The 16783-nt window shown below is 54.0% G+C and carries 16 protein-coding genes; 7 read left to right on the top strand and 9 right to left on the bottom strand.

Going from position 1 to position 16783, the window contains the following annotated elements:
* Positions 1-25 precede the first annotated feature (25 nt).
* Positions 26-739: a cupin domain-containing protein gene (locus NYE74_RS25375; protein ID WP_316561144.1), complete on the top strand. Its 714-nt coding sequence runs from the start codon at positions 26-28 to the stop codon at positions 737-739.
* Between the two features lie 446 nt (positions 740-1185).
* Here NYE74_RS25375 and NYE74_RS25380 read toward each other — a convergent pair whose 3' ends face one another.
* Positions 1186-1989 carry an MFS transporter gene (locus NYE74_RS25380; protein WP_170180929.1) on the bottom strand — a complete coding sequence of 268 codons (804 nt, stop codon included), beginning with the start codon at positions 1987-1989 and terminating at the stop codon, positions 1186-1188.
* Between NYE74_RS25380 and NYE74_RS25385 the strand changes: the two genes are divergently transcribed.
* Positions 1981-2304 carry a winged helix-turn-helix transcriptional regulator gene (locus NYE74_RS25385; RefSeq protein ID WP_341005256.1) on the top strand — a complete coding sequence of 108 codons (324 nt, stop codon included), beginning with the start codon at positions 1981-1983 and terminating at the stop codon, positions 2302-2304. The two genes, NYE74_RS25380 and NYE74_RS25385, sit on opposite strands and share 9 nt — an antisense overlap.
* Before the next feature lie 51 nt (positions 2305-2355).
* Here NYE74_RS25385 and NYE74_RS25390 read toward each other — a convergent pair whose 3' ends face one another.
* A complete protein-coding gene (locus NYE74_RS25390; RefSeq protein WP_124331612.1) occupies positions 2356-2985 on the bottom strand; it encodes an O-methyltransferase in 630 nt (209 codons plus the stop codon).
* 180 nt (positions 2986-3165) lie between these two features.
* Between NYE74_RS25390 and NYE74_RS25395 the strand changes: the two genes are divergently transcribed.
* Complete coding sequence (locus NYE74_RS25395; protein WP_124331613.1) at positions 3166-4311, top strand: THUMP domain-containing class I SAM-dependent RNA methyltransferase; 1146 nt, start codon at positions 3166-3168, stop codon at positions 4309-4311.
* 288 nt (positions 4312-4599) lie between these two features.
* A complete protein-coding gene (locus NYE74_RS25400; protein WP_124331614.1) occupies positions 4600-6639 on the top strand; it encodes an LTA synthase family protein in 2040 nt (679 codons plus the stop codon).
* Here the strand turns inward: NYE74_RS25400 and NYE74_RS25405 are convergent.
* From NYE74_RS25405 to NYE74_RS25415, 3 genes are all read right to left on the bottom strand, one after another.
* The gene (locus tag NYE74_RS25405) at positions 6636-7463 is read right to left on the bottom strand and encodes an EFR1 family ferrodoxin (RefSeq protein ID WP_124331615.1); all 828 of its coding nucleotides are present in this window, start codon (positions 7461-7463) and stop codon (positions 6636-6638) included. The two genes, NYE74_RS25400 and NYE74_RS25405, sit on opposite strands and share 4 nt — an antisense overlap.
* Positions 7460-8203, bottom strand: a complete 744-nt coding sequence (locus NYE74_RS25410; RefSeq protein ID WP_124331616.1) for an SDR family NAD(P)-dependent oxidoreductase — start codon at positions 8201-8203, stop codon at positions 7460-7462. The genes NYE74_RS25405 and NYE74_RS25410 overlap by 4 nt, the downstream gene beginning before the upstream one ends.
* A gap of 71 nt (positions 8204-8274) precedes the next feature.
* Complete coding sequence (locus tag NYE74_RS25415) at positions 8275-8940, bottom strand: TetR/AcrR family transcriptional regulator (protein WP_170179963.1); 666 nt, start codon at positions 8938-8940, stop codon at positions 8275-8277.
* 165 nt (positions 8941-9105) lie between these two features.
* On the opposite strand from NYE74_RS25415, the gene NYE74_RS25420 reads away from it, so the two are divergent.
* Positions 9106-9492 (top strand): MmcQ/YjbR family DNA-binding protein, encoded by a 387-nt coding sequence (locus NYE74_RS25420; RefSeq protein WP_124331618.1) that lies wholly within the window; start codon positions 9106-9108, stop codon positions 9490-9492.
* A 39-nt stretch (positions 9493-9531) separates the two neighbouring features.
* Here NYE74_RS25420 and NYE74_RS25425 read toward each other — a convergent pair whose 3' ends face one another.
* Positions 9532-10494 carry an acetylxylan esterase gene (locus NYE74_RS25425; protein WP_124331619.1) on the bottom strand — a complete coding sequence of 321 codons (963 nt, stop codon included), beginning with the start codon at positions 10492-10494 and terminating at the stop codon, positions 9532-9534.
* A gap of 436 nt (positions 10495-10930) precedes the next feature.
* Here NYE74_RS25425 and NYE74_RS25430 point away from each other — a divergent pair, with 436 nt between their 5' ends.
* Both NYE74_RS25430 and NYE74_RS25435 read left to right on the top strand, forming a co-directional pair.
* Positions 10931-11263, top strand: coding sequence for a PadR family transcriptional regulator (locus NYE74_RS25430; protein WP_170179964.1), 333 nt, complete (start codon positions 10931-10933; stop codon positions 11261-11263).
* On the top strand, positions 11260-12567 hold the full coding sequence (locus tag NYE74_RS25435) for an FtsW/RodA/SpoVE family cell cycle protein (RefSeq protein WP_170179965.1): 1308 nt from the start codon (positions 11260-11262) through the stop codon (positions 12565-12567). Before NYE74_RS25430 ends, NYE74_RS25435 begins: the two co-directional genes overlap by 4 nt.
* 483 nt (positions 12568-13050) lie before the next feature.
* Here the strand turns inward: NYE74_RS25435 and NYE74_RS25440 are convergent, their stop codons facing one another.
* The 3 genes from NYE74_RS25440 to rpoN form a co-directional block, all read right to left on the bottom strand.
* Positions 13051-13284 carry a DUF1450 domain-containing protein gene (locus tag NYE74_RS25440; RefSeq protein ID WP_036624322.1) on the bottom strand — a complete coding sequence of 78 codons (234 nt, stop codon included), beginning with the start codon at positions 13282-13284 and terminating at the stop codon, positions 13051-13053.
* A 68-nt stretch (positions 13285-13352) separates the two neighbouring features.
* On the bottom strand, positions 13353-15299 hold the full coding sequence (locus NYE74_RS25445; protein ID WP_051985592.1) for a sigma-54-dependent Fis family transcriptional regulator: 1947 nt from the start codon (positions 15297-15299) through the stop codon (positions 13353-13355).
* A 34-nt stretch (positions 15300-15333) separates the two neighbouring features.
* Complete coding sequence (gene rpoN, locus NYE74_RS25450; RefSeq protein WP_213509899.1) at positions 15334-16635, bottom strand: RNA polymerase factor sigma-54; 1302 nt, start codon at positions 16633-16635, stop codon at positions 15334-15336.
* Positions 16636-16783 lie beyond the last annotated feature (148 nt).

A 16783-nucleotide genomic window follows, 5' to 3' on the forward strand; every position in this document is an offset into this window, starting at 1 on the left:
GAAATAAGAAAGGCAGGGAACAATCATGGCGGTCTCTAGCATGAACTTCACTTCACCATCCGCGCAATTTACGTACGACGTCAACCGCAACACCTCCTTTAAAAAGGATAACCGCAATTTTATCAACGAGCTGTCCATCAAACAGCTGAATACGCTCGGCAATATGTCGATGCTGGACACTTATTTGGACAAAGGCAACGCCATCGAACCGCACCACCATCCAAACGCCTCGGAGCTCGCATACTGCATTTCGGGCGAGGTCGTCGTCTCGATCATCAATCCGTTTACGAAAGAGCTGCGGCATTATCCGACCCGGCCCGGCCAGGCGACCAGCATCCCGCAGGGCTGGTGGCATTATGACACGGCTACCGTGGATGGAACGCATTTTTTAGCCATATTCGACGCGCCGGTTCCGGAAATCATCCCCGCCTCCGATATGCTGCGGCTCACGCCGCCCGAGGCCTTGGCGCATATGTACTGCCTCGATCCGGCCAAAGTTCGCGAGGCGCTTGCCCCGCTGAACCAAACCGTAATCATCGGGCCGCCATCCGGCTGTCCGAAAGAACATCAGGGCGCCTATTACCAAACGCAGAATCACCAGCCCAATACCGCCCACACCAGCCATCCCCCCTACAACCAGGGCTACGGTCTTCGCCCGTACCAGCAAAGCGACGGCAATCCCCGGCGGCCGCAGGTCATCGGAAACGGCTGGGCTCATCTGTATCACGACGGTCCTTAAAAAATCGGCCAGGAGGACTCCGCTATGAACAGCAAGGGACGTCCCGTAAGTCGTCTGACGGCTTGGGGACGCCCCTTATTCGTTAAATTTAAAGAGTTCCGATGCATTTCCGTTGGATGCGAGTGCGAGATTTCCCGCCAAATGCAAAAGTACATGCGATTCCCGTCGAATTTACTCAAAAAGGGTGGCTCAACTGCAATGTGCAGTTCATTTCCGGCCAAAAGACCCTTTTTTATCGAACAATCTCTAATGAGATGTACTTTCGGCTTTTGCACTTGATCAGCCGTTTTGGGGCGTTTTGCTAAAAATCAACTGCACTTTTGCAGCTTTCCGGAATTGGCCCTGCTCCAACCCCTGCTCCAACAATAAACGGGGCACGAGACTCTATGTCTAGCGCTCGTGAGGGCTCATTTCGCAGCGCAATTAGAACCGCATGTCCGGCAAAGTTAATTCAGCGACAATTCGCTCCGGCTTTTCTTTCTCCCCCAAGCGATGCTTACGGAGGCGGCCGCAAGGCCTAGTCCGACCAAAAGGCCCCCCAGCCAAGGATGATAGTACAGCGTTTCCGTCGACCCCAGCACAAGACCTCCCCCGCCGGCGCCAAGCGCCAGCCCCAAGTGGGTGATCGAGGTATTGATGCTTAACACCAGGTTGGAGGACTGCGGCGCCCGCGCAATAAAATAGCTTTGAATCGCCGTTCCTGTGGCAAACATGGCTAGCGCCATCAAGGAAAGGAAGGCGATCCCCGGTATCGTCCGGCCCGCCCATAAAGGCAAAGTTGAAATGGTGGCCGCGTGCATCACCAGACCGGCGAGCAGCACGCGGGAGACTCCCCAGCGGTCGATGCAGTAACCGCCCAGGCGCGATCCGGCAGCCCCGACAATGCCTAACCAGAGCATGACGAAGCTGCTGGAGGAAGCAGGCAAGGCCAGAATATTTTGCAAAAAAGGAATGACGTACGTAAACAGCAGGTTATTGCCCGACTCCCTAAACAACGTAATCAGCAGCCCGCTGACGATGACCGCGCTGCCGAGAACTTTAAACTGCCGGAGGAAAGGAACCGCCGCATCTCCTTCCATCGGGGGAACCAACTTATTAATCAAGTACACCACCCCAATGCTAAGCAGGGCCAGGATCAGGAAAATCGCCCGCCAGTTCAGCCATTCGGCAATGGCCATGCCGAGCGGAATTCCCAAAATCATCGCGCTGCTGAAACCGAGGACCTTTCCGATATCTGCTCCGTGCTGCAAATCCTCGGGGCCAAATGGTCTTTTCTGATCATCGCCGAGCTGTCCAAAGGCCCGCGGCGCTTTCAGCAGCTCCACCGCGATTTGAAGATCGTCCGTACGCAATCGTTGACCGATGCGCTGCGGCATTTGGAGAAAAGCGGCATCGTGCGCCGCGAGGTTTTTCCCACCGTCCCGGTTACGGTCGAATATTCACTGACCCCAAAAGGCCTGGATTTTCAAAGCTCGCTTAAGGAAATGGAGAAATGGGCGGCCAGGTGGAAAGAGGCCGAAGCGAAGAAAAGCGCGGAGAAAGAACACGCAGCGGCTGAAGGATAACGCAAGCATCCCCCGGCGCGGAGTTTGACGCCGGGGGACGAATGATAAGCCTTATTTCACCATCGCCAGCGCAAGGCCGTCATAAGCCGGCAGCAGCGTGCTGATCAGCCGCCCGTCCCGGGCGATCATCTCGTTGAACCTGCGCATCGCCTGCACCGACGGGCCGTTTTTCTCCTCGTTGAGCGTACGCCCCCGCAGCAAAATGTTGTCCCCGGCAATGAGCGCGCCCGGATTGGCCAGTTTTATCGCATATTCGAGGTACGCCGGATAGTTTTCTTTGTCCGCATCGATAAAAAAGAAATCGAACCGCTCCTCCCGGGCCTCCAGCGTCGCCAGACTGTCCAGCGCGGGGCCGATCATGTACTCGGCCAGGCTGCCGAATCCGGCGGCTGTCAAATTCCGCCTCGCCAATCCGGCGTTCTCCTCCTTCAGCTCCAGCGACACAAGCCGCCCGTCCGCCGGCAGCCCCCGGGCCAGGCAGATCCCGCTGTAGCCGCCAAGGGCGCCGATCTCCAGCACCGCTTTAGCTCCAGCCAGTTTAACCAGCAAGGTCAAAAGCCGCCCATACCCCGGCGCGATCGACACGTCCCGCAAGCCGCTGTCCAAAATGGACCGCGTCACCCGCTCCAGCACTTCATCTTTGGCGTATAATTCGTCTCCGTATTGTTCCGGCGTCAGCATCGCAATCTACATCCTTTCTTTTTGTTTCCTTATGTATACGGCACTGATCGCCTCGCAAACATTTTTTGCACGCGATCCAAAGAACCGTTTGTAACTTGGCAAGCATTGGCCTATACTGAATTGTATGGTTTTTGCGCAGTTCTCACAAGTATAATGCCGAAGCTGGAGTGATCTACAGGAATGTCTGGACCTTTGCAACTGATCGCGACCGCCCCGATGGGACTGGAAGCCGTGGTGGCGCGCGAATTGAAAGAATTGGGATACGAAGATACGGCGGTCGAAAACGGCCGCGTCCATTTCACCGGCGATCTGATCGATATTTGCCGCTGCAATTTGTGGCTGCGGACGTCCGACCGGATTTTGATCAAGATGGGCGAATTTAGCGCCCTGACCTTTGACGAGCTGTTTGAAGGGACCAAAGCGCTGCCCTGGCAGGAATGGATTCCCGCCAACGGGGAATTCCCGGTGGAAGGCCGGTCGCACAAGTCGCAGCTTAGCAGCGTCCCCGCCTGCCAGGGAATCGTCAAAAAGGCGGTCGTCGAAAAGCTTAAGCAATCGTACTCTACCGAATGGTTTCAGGAAAACGGCCCGCGCTACGTCATCGAGATCAATCTGTTGAACGACAAGGCGCTGCTTACGCTCGATACGACCGGGCCGGCGCTGCACAAACGGGGCTACCGCAAGCATGCGACGGAGGCGCCGCTAAAGGAAACGATGGCCGCCGCGCTGATTTTGCTCAGCCGCTGGAACCAAAATCCGGTGCGGCCGTTCTACGATCCTTGCTGCGGCTCGGGCACGCTGCCGATCGAGGCGGCGATGATCGGCTGGAACCTGGCGCCCGGACTGCGCCGCACGTTTAATGCCGAAAGCTGGCCGGCCGTGCCGGAGCGCTTATGGCAGGAGGCCCGGGAAGAGGCGTTTGACGCGGTGCGGGACGATATCCCGCTGAACATCGCCGGCAGCGACATCGACCCGGCGGCGGTGGAAATCGCCAAGGCCGCCGCCAAAAGCGCCGGATTGGCAAAAGAGATCAAGTTCGAATGCCTCCCCGCCGTCAAAATCCAACCGCAGGGCGATTACGGCTGCATGATTACGAACCCGCCTTACGGCGAGCGGATCGGTGAGGAAAAGGAAGTGCGGAAGCTGATCGCCCAGCTCGGCCGGATCATGGCCGGACTGCCTACCTGGTCCTTTTTCGCCCTGACGCCGACCAAACAGTTCGAGCATGATTTTCAGCGCAAGGCGGACAAACGCCGCAAGCTGTACAACGGCCGTATCGAATGCCAATATTTGCAGTTCCTCGGGCCCCTTCCTCCACGCCACTAACCGCGGAGGAAGGGTCTCCCTTTTAATAGGTAGCGGCGCTGAAAAGCTGATTTTTTGAACTATATATGTTGAACTAAAAAAATGAGCGAGTTAGGCAAGAGTGTGAAATGATTCTGAAGAAACGGCAGTGGTCGCCTTTGTGACCGGGTTTCTACCTTGTATGAATCTACTTAATCAAAGAAATCTGGGGCGGGCAGCGATCGTAAGAACATTTCACACGGCTGCCCTATCACGTACAATCATTAGTTCAACTTATATAGTAGGTTAAGGAAAGGAGTTTTTTAGAACATGCTGCGTTTTGCCGGGAATCGCGGATTTGCCAAGCGGATAAATTGGCTGCTGCGGTACCGCCCGTTTGGATATATTTTGTTCGTGCTTGCGATTCTTTTAAAGCTTAAGATTCTGCACAGTCAGCTGCACGCCCTCTATATCGACATGAACCTGCTCGACGACCTGATTGCGATCGGTTCGGCGATGCTTGTCTCGTTCTGGACCTTGTGGCTGCCGCCGCGGGGTAGATCGGTCGCTCTGGCCGCGCTGAACGTGCTGCTCACCGCGCTGATTTTTTCCGATCTCGTATATTACCGCTATTTCAGGGATTTCATTACGGTGCCCGTGCTGCTGCAGGCCGGTCAGGTCGGGGAGCTTGGCGGCAGCATCCGGTCGCTGATTTATCCGTACGACCTGTGGCTGATCGCGGATTGGGGAGCGTGGCTGGCGCTTAAGCTGGGGATGACGGCGCTGAAGAAAGGATTGGAACGCGGCGGACTAGGACAAGGTGAACCGATGTTCCACCAGGCAGACCGGCGGGCCGATGGCGGTGCAGACTTCTTGCCGGAGGCCGCCCGGCGCCAAGAAGGACGGCGCCGCCTGCTGGGGCGCTTTTCCGCCGGCGTCATCGCCTTTGCGCTCGGCTTTGTCCTCACCCTGGGACCGATCCGCCATTACGCCAAGACATGGGCGGGGAGCCTGTTCGAAAACAACTGGTGGAACGTCTCGCTATACAATGTGACCGGCCTGTTGGGATTTCATTTTTACGACGCATCGAAATACGTTAAAGAGCGGCTCGCCGGAACCAGCGCGGTGTCCGCGCAAGAACGGGCGGAAATCCAGCGCTGGTTTGACGAAGCGCAAAGCCGCCGCGCGGTGCGGAACGAAACGTTCGGCAGCTTTGCGGGCAGCAACGTACTCGTGATTCAAGCCGAAGCGTTTATGAATTTTGTGATCGGCAAACAAATCGGCGGTCAGGAAATTACGCCCAATATCAACCGATTGATGAAAGACAGCCTTTATTATCCGAACTATTATCACCAGACCGGACAAGGGCGCACCTCGGATGCGGATTTTTCATCGCACAGCTCGCTGCATCCGCTGCCGGTCGGCTCGGTGGCCATGCGTTATCCGAACCATATGTATGATGTCCTGCCGCGGATATTGAAGGAGCGAGGGGGATATACGGCAGAGGCTTTTCACGCTTACGAAGGCAGCTTTTGGAACCGCAACAATATGTATCAGGCGATGGGCTACGACCGCTTTTTCAGCAAAAAAGACTTCACGATGGACGAACCGCTCGGCTGGTCCCTGGGCGACAAATCGTTTTTCCGCCAGTCGCTGGCCCTGATGACGCAGGAAAAGCAGCCTTTTTACGACTTTATGATCACCCTGTCCAGCCATCATCCGTATACGCTGCCGGCCGACAAGAAAGAACTGGACACCGGGGAGTTCGAGGGCACGATGTTTGGCGATTACCTGCAGTCCGTCCATTACGTGGACGCCGCCTTGGGCGAACTGGTCGAGGGGCTTAAGCAAAAAGGGTTATGGGACAACACGATCCTGTATTTCTACGGGGATCACGACAATTCGATCACGGACAAAGCGGATTACGAGCGGTTTCTCGGTAAATCTCTGACCGATCCGGACATGCACCAAATCATGAACCAGGTGCCGCTGCTGATCCATTTGCCGGACGGCCAATTAACCGGCATCGATATGCGGCCTGCCGGACAGCTGGATATGGCCCCGTCGCTGCTTCATCTGCTGGGCATTTCTCCGGCCCCCTATTACATGATGGGCAACAACTTGTTCGCCGGCGCCGAAACGGACCGATTCGTCGTACTGCGCTCGGGGGCGTTTACGGACGGCAAGCTGTATTACATTCCATCGGCCGACAACCGCTTCGAAAACGGGCAGTGCTACGATTTGGAAACCCGGTCACCCACCAGTATCGAGCGCTGCCGCGCTCCTTACGAAGAAGCGCAGACAAGGCTGCGCTTCTCCGACGCGATCATCACCGGCAACCTGATCGCTGATTTTAGAAAGGAAAATTAGGATGACGACGGATTGTTAAGCCTCCCTTTCTGCTGTGCGATATCATATGCAGTGTATAGCGGATGACGGTACCTGCCTTTGGTCATCGACTTCGTTTTCCGGATTTGGATGGCTTGGCGCGGACAGTGATTGATGCAGGCGAAGCAAAAATAACATTCCTTCTCTTCATTCCAATGCGGCCTGCCGTTCTTCTGCTCAATTTTTGCGGATAAGCAAACTTTCGAACACAGGCCGCACCCGATACAACGGTCGTCGGCATAAAAATTTTTGTCCGTGTGCAAATAGTTCGTTTTGCGCAAGACGACCGACAAAGCCGGAAAAAGCAGCTTTTTTCTCCAAAACGACTTCTCCGAGTCCGGCGCGTGAACCTCATCCCTGTTCCTGATGGCCGTTTTTATCGGTTCCAGCTTGACCAGCGCTGCCGCGCACAACCTTTCTATGAGCGCCTGATCAGGCGTATCCGCGATATGACAAAAATTGTTGGGCATATCGATAAACCAGTGGGCGTTCAGCACCTTTCCTTTTTTCCGAAGCAGACGGTCCATATCCCGAAATACATTGCACGGAGAGCCTCCCCGCGTTGCTATGGCAAAAAGATAGGAGGCCTCCTCCAGGTTTATTTTCTCCAAAAAATGCTTAACCGGTGCCGGCATCGTAAATGCGTGAACCGGAAAAACGAAACCTACGGCATCAGCCTTAATGTGATAGTCCGTTAATTGGATGACCGGTACAACGGTTGCTTCGGGAAACGATTTATGCAGCTCCTGGGCGATAAAAAGGGAGTTGCCCGTTCCCGAAAAATAAAAAATCTGCATGCTCGTCATACCGCCGTATATCCCCCATCCACCATCAGGCTGGTTCCTGTGATGAATGAAGCGTCGTCACTGGCCAGAAACAGAACCGCTTTAGCGATCTCCTCAGCCGTGCCCAATCGGCCTGCAGGGTGCAAACCTATGAGGTAGTTTTTGACCTCTTCGCCCAAGCGGTTGATCATCGGCGTATCGACGTACCCCGGGCACACAGCGTTCACGCGGATATTTCTGGCCGCATAAGCTATCGCCGCAGATTGGGTCAGCATTTTCACGCCGCCTTTAGCCGCCGCGTAAGCGGTCACTCTCGCTTTCCCAACATGGCTATGCACAGAGCCGCAGTTGACAATCGCGCCGCCATTCCCCTGGCTGAGCATTTGCTTGATGGCATATTTGTTGCAAAGAAACACACCGGTTAGGTTTATATCAACGGCAAGCTTCCAATCCTCAAGGCTTAACTGATCCGTCGGACCATCGGCTCCGACACCGGCGTTGGCGAACAGAATATCCAGCTTGCCGTAGCGCTCGACGGTTTTCTCCACCATCCGCTCGACTTCACCTTCTTGGGTCACGTCCGTTTTTATAAAACTTGCCGTGAGCCCGCTTTTTGTTAATTCATCCGCCAGCATCTGCCCTTCCTCGGATAAATCGGCAATTACCACCTTAGCTCCTTCCTCCGCGAACAATCGGGCTGCTGCGGCCCCGATCCCGCCGGCTCCTCCGGTGACAATAACGGCCTTTTGCTGAAATCTCATAAAATCAGTCCTCCATTTAAATCTAACTAGTTATTTATATTTAAGGCGAAAAGAACGCCAAGCTCCATAGGCTACAGGATACTTGGCTCCATTACACCGTAAATAACGAATTTTGCGATCTGTTCTCTAAACTGTTCCTGCGTCATCGGCGGCATACGGTCATCCGGAAAAATCTCGCTAAATCTCCGGAAAGATTGAAGGAACGGGATCACCGTATTCATCAGAATCATCGGGACCATCATCGGTTCCATATCCCGCCTGATAATTCCATTCTTCTTCGCCGCCAAAGTCAATTCATACAAACGGGGAAAATCATCATCCGGATTGTAGGCGATTTTCTTCCATGTCTTCCAGTTCTCAGCAGCTTCCCAAGCGAATATTTTCAAATAACGGGGATTGTCCGTCAACAGCTGATAGGAAAAGTCGATCACCTGTTCAAGCAGCTGCCTGAACTTGTCGGGGTCCGAGGCGGTTGTCTCATCCTTAAGCAGGTCCCCCACCCGCTCTTCCGACATTTTGTTTCCGAACAGGTCCGCCCGCCTGACCACCTCCGTATAAAGTCCCAGTTTATCTTTAAAATACTGATAAATCAGACTTTTGTTATAGCCTGCCTCGTCAGCGATCGCATCGATTCGCGTAGCGGAGTAGCCATGTTCCGCAAACAATCCTTCCGCCGCGTCAAGAATGATCGCTTTAGTGCGGGCGGCATCGTAAGTCCTCTTCTTTTTGTCGGTCATCATCATCTTCTCCACCAAAATAAACTAACTGTTTAGATTTTAATGTGAAATCATAAACGTGTCAAGCAATGACCGCCCCCGGCCCTTCGCACGTTGCCTGCGGACATGGTATAGTTAGTAACACGGAAATCATAGAGCCGATTGTTGAAGGAGATGCCAGTGACTATGTACAACAAACTAACAGCCTATTGCTTATCGAAAAAAGGGGCCGTCCAGGAATATCCCTTTGGTCCGGACCCGATGGTCATGAAGGTGGGAGGTAAAATATTCGCCCTGATTTCCGCCTCGGAAAACGAGTCCGCCGTACGGATTTCCTTAAAATGCGATCCGGTGATCGCCGCCAATCTAAGGGAGCAGCATGCTTGCGTACAGCCTGGTTATCATTTGAACAAGCAGCACTGGAATACGGTGACCGCCGATGGCAGCCTGCCGATGGGCGATCTGCAAGCGATGATCGATCATTCCTATGATCTGGTGCTAAACGGATTAACGAAGGCGGCTCGCGAAGCGGTACTGATGAGAATAGAAGGGGACCGCGCCGGCGATATTTGAACCTGCGGAACAAATGAAAGAGGCCGGGCGGCTGCCCGGCTAACGTTGTAACTGCTCCCGCAAAAAAGCGTAGACCTTCAAACGGTGCTCGTCGGGACCTTCCTCATGGCCCATAAACGGATAGAGAAGCAGTTCCTTCCCCGGCGCGGGATTGCGGTTGTATGCCGCGGCGATCGTCTCCGGCCAGCAGATCATGTCCTTGAAGCCCGCCGAATACAGCACGGGGATATTGATTTTTTCGGCCAGGTTCAAATTATCGAAATAGCTTAGCGTTGTCAGCACCCGCTCCAGTTCTCCCGGATTTCTGGCCAGAAACTCGGCGATTTCCGCTACCGAACCGGTCGAATTCATCAAGGCGAACTCCAGATGGCACAGATTGGGGACATTGGCCACGGCCGCGCGCGGCACGTCGCTTAACGCCGCCATCTGCAAGGCCAGGCCGCCGCCCTGGCTCGTTCCGTACACCCCGATCCGCTGCGGATCGATCTCCGGCTGCTCCTTGACCCACTCTAACGCCTTCCAGGCGTCAATCGTCATCGCTTTGGCGTAAAATTGCTCCGGCTCCAAAATGCCCTGGGTCATCCACCCTTTCACGATGCCTTGGCCGGAGGTCAGCCGGTTCCCCGTCTCCCCGGTCTGTCCTCGCGTATCGACCGCAAAAACGGCGTACCCCATCAGCAGCCAAGCGGCGTAATTTTCCGGAAGCCCCCGATGGCACTGATAGCCTTGATAGATCACGAGGCAGGGATGCTTTTTCTTTTCTCCGCTCCCGTTGGGCACCAAAAACCAGCCGTGCAGCGGCGTATCGTCGAAGCCTTCAAACGTCACATGCTCGGCCGTAATCCCCTGCATCATCGTTTCCGCACGCTCCCGGCGGCCGTTCAAAGGTTTGGACGCAAACCGGTCCAGCGTCCGGCTCCAGAACTCGTCAAAATCCTCTCTCGCCGTACGTTTGGCCTGGTATCCCGCCACTTCCGCAATGCGTTCTTGAATCGCTCCCATGTCATTCTCCTTGTTTTTCATATATTACTGAAAACACGCTTGAGTCCATTCTATCCTTCCGTCCGGAATACATCAAACCGCTTATTCTAGGTTAAGTTAGCCGAGTCACCCAGCAGCAAGTCGGAAGTTAAGAGAAATAGCGGTAATTTTGGGCGGTATATCGGTGATGGGACTACTCTATTATAATATAACGACATTTTATGGCGTTATTTCTCAGCGCAAGTGTTATAACCACCATTTACAACCCTTCGCTGGGAAAATAAGGACAAAAAAGTCCGCTATCGAGGCAAAATTCGTTGGAGCGCCTTGAATAGCGGACTTTTTTACCGTTAAATGGGGCTCAATCTCAAAATCGGCATTTGTGTATACATAGATTTGCGATGCATATTAATTCTATGTATAATGGTTGGTATGAATTGGGAAGGGGGCGCCAAAGTTGAAAGTAAATAAAGAACTGCTTAAAGGAAGCACAGGCATGCTGATCCTTACGCTGCTGGACAAGCAGGACTTATACGGCTACCAGTTGATCAAAGAGCTGGAGCGTATGTCGGAAGGCACATTTGCCTTGAAGGAGGGTACGCTTTACCCGATTCTCCACGGCATGGAGACGGAGCGCTGGCTGGAGTCCTATTGGGAGGAAGCCGAAGGGCGAAAACGCAAGTATTACCGGATCACGGATAGCGGCAGACGGCAGCTTCAGGAAAAGAAACGGGAATGGCAACTGTTCCGGGGTGCCGTGGACCGGGTGCTAGGGGAGGGACCGGCATGAGAAATTTGCATCCGCTTTTGCAAGAGTACACGAAACAGGTAAGCAGGCAAGTAAAGGCGCGAGAGCTGCGCCAAGAAATAAGCGAGGAGATAGCCGGCCATTTGGACGAGCTGTGGGAATCCCTGCGCGCCCAAGGCTTGGACGACGAGGCGGCCGCCCGGCAGGCCATCGCCCAGATGGGAGATACGGATGCGGTCGCGCGGGGGTTAAACCGGGTGCACAAGCCGCGCGTCCCATGGGCCATGCTGTCCGTCTTGACGCTGCTGCTGGGGATTGCGCTGCTGGCTATGTATGCCGTGCAGCTTAGTTATGCTGCCGGTAGCGGAAGGATGTCGGACTATGATCTGCTTGTCAGACAAGCTTTTTATATGGCGGTAGGATTGACGGTTTTGTTCGCGTTAAGCCGGATTCATTATCGAGGTCTCCGCAGTTATTCGTGGGCGATTTACGGAACAGCGATCGTGATTTTGCTGTTGGCCCATTTACTGGGCCAACAGGTCAACGGTGCAAGTTTTTGGGTTATCGGGGCGCTTGGGCTGAGTTTGAATTTCAATGTTTTCTGCCCCTATCTCTTTACCATCGCGGCGGCAGGCGTTCTTTCCCGGGGATATGAAAACGGCCGGACCGCTTTACGGCAGATCGTTGTTTTCGGCATCATCCCGCTGCTGCTGTTTGCATCGATCCCGTCCATCGCGAGCCTGATGCTTTACGCCGTTACCTTCGCCTTGATGTTGGTTTTTTCCGGGTATGGACGGCGCTGGGTGATGGCGCACTTGTCCCTTGTTACGGCGATTTTTCTTTTGCCGGCGCTGCTTAGCGGGTATGGCCAGAATCGGCTAATCGGCTTTTTATGGCGCTATCGGGACCCCGACGGTTACGGATACACTTATACGAAAATCGATGAGGCTATTCGTTCGGCCGGATGGCGGGGGCACGGCTTCGGTTTGCAAATGGACTGGTTGCCCTCCATTCATTCGGATACCATATTTACATATCTTGTTTACAGTTTAGGTTGGTTGTTCGGGGCCTTCGTTTTGCTCAGCGTCCTGTTTTTTATTTTCCATTTGATCAAAGCCGGCTTGGCCATAAAAGAATCCTACGGAAAAATGCTCATTACCGGTCTCGGAGCCTTATTCGCCGTTCAATTCGCCTGGAGCATCGGGATGTCGCTCGGGATTTTGCCGATCTCCGACGTATTGTTTCCTCTGTTAAGCTACGGAGGAAGCGGGCTGCTAGCGCAATTGGCGGCCATCGGACTCATCTACAGTGTGTACCGGAGGAAAGATATGATTCGCGTAAGGTGACAGGAAACGCTCGCGCTTGAGGTCCGCGCACAGCTCCCAGCGCGTGGTGTTGCGCTCGGTGCTACAATTTGAGGTAATGTAACGATATGAGGACAATGCGACAATTGGAGAATGTTACGTCATTTCATGAAATGCAAAAGTGCAGGCGATTGAGGCCAATACTCCCTGATAAGACCTGCCAAATGCAAAGTGCATCTCTTTAGGGGCTGTTTGATAAAAAAGAGTGTTTTGACTAAAAATGGAACTGCATTTTTGCAGTTGAACCACCCGTTTCGAGGAATTTCGACGAAAATCGCATGCACTTTTGCACTTAGCGCACTTGGCGCACTTGGCGCACTTGGCGCACTTGGCGTAATTAACGCAGTTGACCCAGTTAGCTCAGTTGAGCCAGCTCTAAAAAACCGCCGGAGCACAAACCCCGGCGGCCATCCCTGGGCCGCGTCTTCCGGCCCAATTTCCAGGCAGCTCTATACCGGCTGCCTTCTAAAGTTTCGGTTTTTTCACGAACGGAGCGGCTTTGGCCAGCACTTCCTCTTCCGTCGGCGCGCTGATGTACCGGCCGTTAATATATACGAACGCTCTTTTGCCGCAAGGACCGCAATACGATTTGCAGCCGACTTTGATTTCGGCGTCCGGCGCCAGCTTTTGCAATTTCGGTACAATCGTCTTCATACGGATATGATTGCATTTATCGCAAATCCGAATATCGTTAGCCATGCTGTTTCCCTTCTTTTTTGTCTACTCTGCTAATATCCAATAGTTGATTATAGCACTAAACCCGCTGATTATCCATTCCACCGGCCTCTGATTCCGTATTCGCCGATTTTTCTGTAGATGGTGGACTTGCCGATATTCAAAAGTTTCGCCGCGGACACCGCATTGCCGCCACAGGCTTGCAACGCCTGCACAATGTCCTCCCTTTCCCTGTCCCGCAGGCTTTTCATTCCGTGCTGCGGGAGCGCTGCGCCGCCGTCATGCCGGCTTATCCGCATGCCCTCCGGCAAATGGGATTCGTCGATGATCTCTGCTTCGCTTACATAATACGCCCTTTTGACGATATTTTGCAGCTCCCGCACGTTTCCTTTCCACTCCTGCCGCTGCAGCGCCCCCAGGAAGGAAGCGCTGAACTTCTTCGGCGGCCCCGGGTTCTCCCGGTTGCATGCGTGCAAAAACATCTTGGCCAGCTCCGCTGTATCCTCCTGCCGTTCCCGCAAGGGCAACAGTTTTATGTTGATCACATTCAAGCGATAATACAAATCGCTCCGGTATGAATTGAGCGCCACCTCTTCCTCCAAGTCCCTGTTCGTCGCGGCGATGACCCTGACGTCCAGCGTCCGCTCATGCCGTCCCCCGATTCTCCTGACCTTGTGATTATCCAGCACCCGAAGCAGCTTGGCTTGGATTTCCAATGACAGCTCGCCGACTTCGTCCAAAAAGAGCGTCCCTCCGTGTGCGAGTTCGAATTTTCCCGGACTGCCTTCGCGCAACGCGCCTGTAAAAGAGCCCTTCTCGTAGCCGAACAGCTCGCTTTCTACCAGTTCTTTGGGGAGTGCGGCGCAATTGATCGCGATAAACGGTCCGTTTGCCCGGCTGCTGGCCTGATGGATCGATTGCGCGAACAACTCCTTGCCGGTTCCGCTTTCTCCTTCAATCAGGACGGTGCAGTCCGTTCTGGCGATTTTTTTGGCAAAAGCAATCGTTTCAAGCATCGCCGGATGGCGCGTTACAATATCTTCAAAGCTGTAGTTGGCTTTAAAACCGGCAATTTGATTGACCGCCTTGCGCACCTGTCCCGCTTCCCTGATCAAAATGGCAGCGCCCAGGACCCGGTTATTAAATTCGTAAGGAAAAATGTTGACCATGCAGTCAACCCGCTGATCTCCGGCCTTGATGGTGCAGTCCGCGTAACTCAGATGCTGTTTTCCGCGAAAAACCACGTTCTCGATATCCCGCGCGTTCAGCATTTCCCTCACGTTCAGCCGATAGATCTCGTTCGCGTCCAGCCTGAAGATCGAGGCAAGCCGGCTGTTGATTCGCTGAATGCGGTATTCCGTATCGATCAGGAGCAGCCCATCCATCATTGAATTAAACACGGTATCCATCAGTCCGTTCGTCTCCATCACATTGAGCTGCTCCTGGATGCTGATCACGGCGGAGACCACGATCCCGAACGTATGAATGTGAACGTCCTCCACTTTTCCCGACAAATCGAGACAGCCGATGATATTTCCCCTGCTGTCGCGGATCGGTGCGGCCGAACAGGTCCACGGATGATGGGAAGTGCAGTAATGCTCTCCCCCGAGCACCTGGATCGGGCGGCCCGTCGCCAGCGCCGTTCCGACCGCGTTGGTGCCCACGCTTCGCTCATCCCAGCGGGCTCCTTGAAAAAAATTCACTTTCGCGCATTCCGGCTCGATCGTCTCATGATGCACCGTCTCCAAAATAACTCCGTCTTGGTCGGTTAAGACAATGCCGTATACCGTGCTTTTAATAATTTGAAAAATGCTGTTCATTACCGGCCTGGCCACGGCGATTAATTGCTTCCGGTCGTTTAAGCGAACGGAAAGTTCTGCGGAAGAGACTTGCTCTCCTCTGCCGTGCAAAGGATCGACGCCGGCCTCGCTGCAGCGAATCCACGATTCGGCAATCTCCATCCTTGTATCCGCCGTTATGGTACCATATTTCGTGAACTGCTCCCAATTTTCGATCGACTTTTCATAGCTGATCAGCAAACGACAATCACTCCTCGCGTCCGGTTTGTTTCTTTTAGATCAGGCGCTGCTTTCGATCGGCCGCGCTGGCGATATTCATGCTCTCCCGGTATTTGGCCACGGTTCTGCGGGATATGCGAATCCCCTCGCTAAGCAGCAATTCGGCGATTTCACGGTCGCTCCAGGTTTTGTTCTTATTTTCACGATCGATAATATCACGAATCATCCGCTTCGCAGCATCCCCGCCCAACCGCAAAGATGCGCTCCGGTTCAGCGAAGGCGCGAAAAGCCGCTTCAGTTCATAAGTTCCCCAATCGCAGCGGACATACTTATGTTTGGTCGCCCGGCTTACCGTAGATTCGTGCAGGCCCAGCCGGCCGGCAATATCCTTCAGCACCATCGGCGCCATATGCTTCGGCCCTTTTCGAAAAAAGGCTTCCTGCCACTCCACTATCGCTTCCGTTACGCGAAACAAGGTCCGCCGGCGAGCCGCGATGCAGCTCATGGTCCATCTTGCCTGCTCCAGTTTTCGCGCCATATACTGCCGGGTACCGTCGTCGAGATTTTGCTCCAGCAAATTCCGGTACGAAGGCTGAATCGCTATTTCGGGGCAAACGGCGTCGTTCAGCTTGATGTCGAAGCCCCCGTGCTTAGCGGCAACCAGGACGTCAGGCACAATATATACGGTTTTTTGCCCGCTTTCGAAACCGCCGCCGGGACGGGGGTTCAACGAACGAAGCACCCGGTACGCTTCAACAATCGCGCGCTTGGGAACGCCCAATCGTTTGGAAATCGCATCAAAGCGTTGTTTGCAGAGCTGTTCGAAGTGCCGCTCAATGAGTTCTTTCAGCAGCGGTGTCATCTCCTCTCTATGCTCCAGTTGCAGCAAAAGACACTCCTGCAAATCCGCCGCGCCGACGCCGGCCGGCTCCAAAGACTGCACGAGGCGAAGAGCGCGGAGCACGCTATCCGTATCCGTGCCCAACGCTTTCGCCGCCTCCTCCGGAGCAATCTCAAGGTAACCGTTCCCGTCCAGGCAGCCGATCAAGTAGCGGGCTGTCCGATATTCCCGTTTGGATAGGGTCAGCAGATTCAACTGGCCCATCAAAACATCGTGCAGGCTTTCTTCGCCGGGAGCGGCCATTGCTTCTACATCCGGAAAATGCATGCCGGTATCGTTCCTGTTCCTGCGGCTTAGACGATCCGCGAATGTGGTCACCTCGATAAGCGGATTCTCGGCGGCGAGCCGCAAGGCGTATTCCTCAAGCTCCTGTGAACCCATCTGCAAAATTTGCACCGCTTGCCTCATTTGCGGGGAAAGCGACGTTGTCTGTTTCATTTCCATAGCAATTTTCATACGCTCACCTGATTGTAAAAATATTATTGAATGCGCTTACAAATTCGCTTACTCTTATTATAATTCGTTTGTATCGGCAAGAAGCCTGAATAAGATGAATAAAATATGAAACATTCATCTTACCCAGGCGATTTAGTGGAGCTGCCGG

This window comes from Paenibacillus sp. FSL P4-0127 (assembly GCF_038007325.1).
GTDB lineage: Bacteria > Bacillota > Bacilli > Paenibacillales > Paenibacillaceae > Fontibacillus > Fontibacillus macerans.

Excerpts from the sequence above, each read along its gene's own strand:
- rpoN (WP_213509899.1), bottom strand. The coding sequence starts at position 16,635 with ATGAAAATTGCTATGGAAATGAAACAGACAACGTCGCTTTCCCCGCAA.
- NYE74_RS25435 (WP_170179965.1), top strand. The coding sequence starts at position 11,260 with ATGAGAAATTTGCATCCGCTTTTGCAAGAGTACACGAAACAGGTAAGC.
- NYE74_RS25400 (WP_124331614.1), top strand. The coding sequence starts at position 4,600 with ATGCTGCGTTTTGCCGGGAATCGCGGATTTGCCAAGCGGATAAATTGG.
- NYE74_RS25420 (WP_124331618.1), top strand. The coding sequence starts at position 9,106 with ATGTACAACAAACTAACAGCCTATTGCTTATCGAAAAAAGGGGCCGTC.
- NYE74_RS25425 (WP_124331619.1), bottom strand. The coding sequence starts at position 10,494 with ATGGGAGCGATTCAAGAACGCATTGCGGAAGTGGCGGGATACCAGGCC.
- NYE74_RS25390 (WP_124331612.1), bottom strand. The coding sequence starts at position 2,985 with ATGCTGACGCCGGAACAATACGGAGACGAATTATACGCCAAAGATGAA.
- NYE74_RS25440 (WP_036624322.1), bottom strand. The coding sequence starts at position 13,284 with ATGGCTAACGATATTCGGATTTGCGATAAATGCAATCATATCCGTATG.
- NYE74_RS25395 (WP_124331613.1), top strand. The coding sequence starts at position 3,166 with ATGTCTGGACCTTTGCAACTGATCGCGACCGCCCCGATGGGACTGGAA.
- NYE74_RS25410 (WP_124331616.1), bottom strand. The coding sequence starts at position 8,203 with ATGAGATTTCAGCAAAAGGCCGTTATTGTCACCGGAGGAGCCGGCGGG.
- NYE74_RS25415 (WP_170179963.1), bottom strand. The coding sequence starts at position 8,940 with ATGACCGACAAAAAGAAGAGGACTTACGATGCCGCCCGCACTAAAGCG.
- NYE74_RS25375 (WP_316561144.1), top strand. The coding sequence starts at position 26 with ATGGCGGTCTCTAGCATGAACTTCACTTCACCATCCGCGCAATTTACG.
- NYE74_RS25405 (WP_124331615.1), bottom strand. The coding sequence starts at position 7,463 with ATGACGAGCATGCAGATTTTTTATTTTTCGGGAACGGGCAACTCCCTT.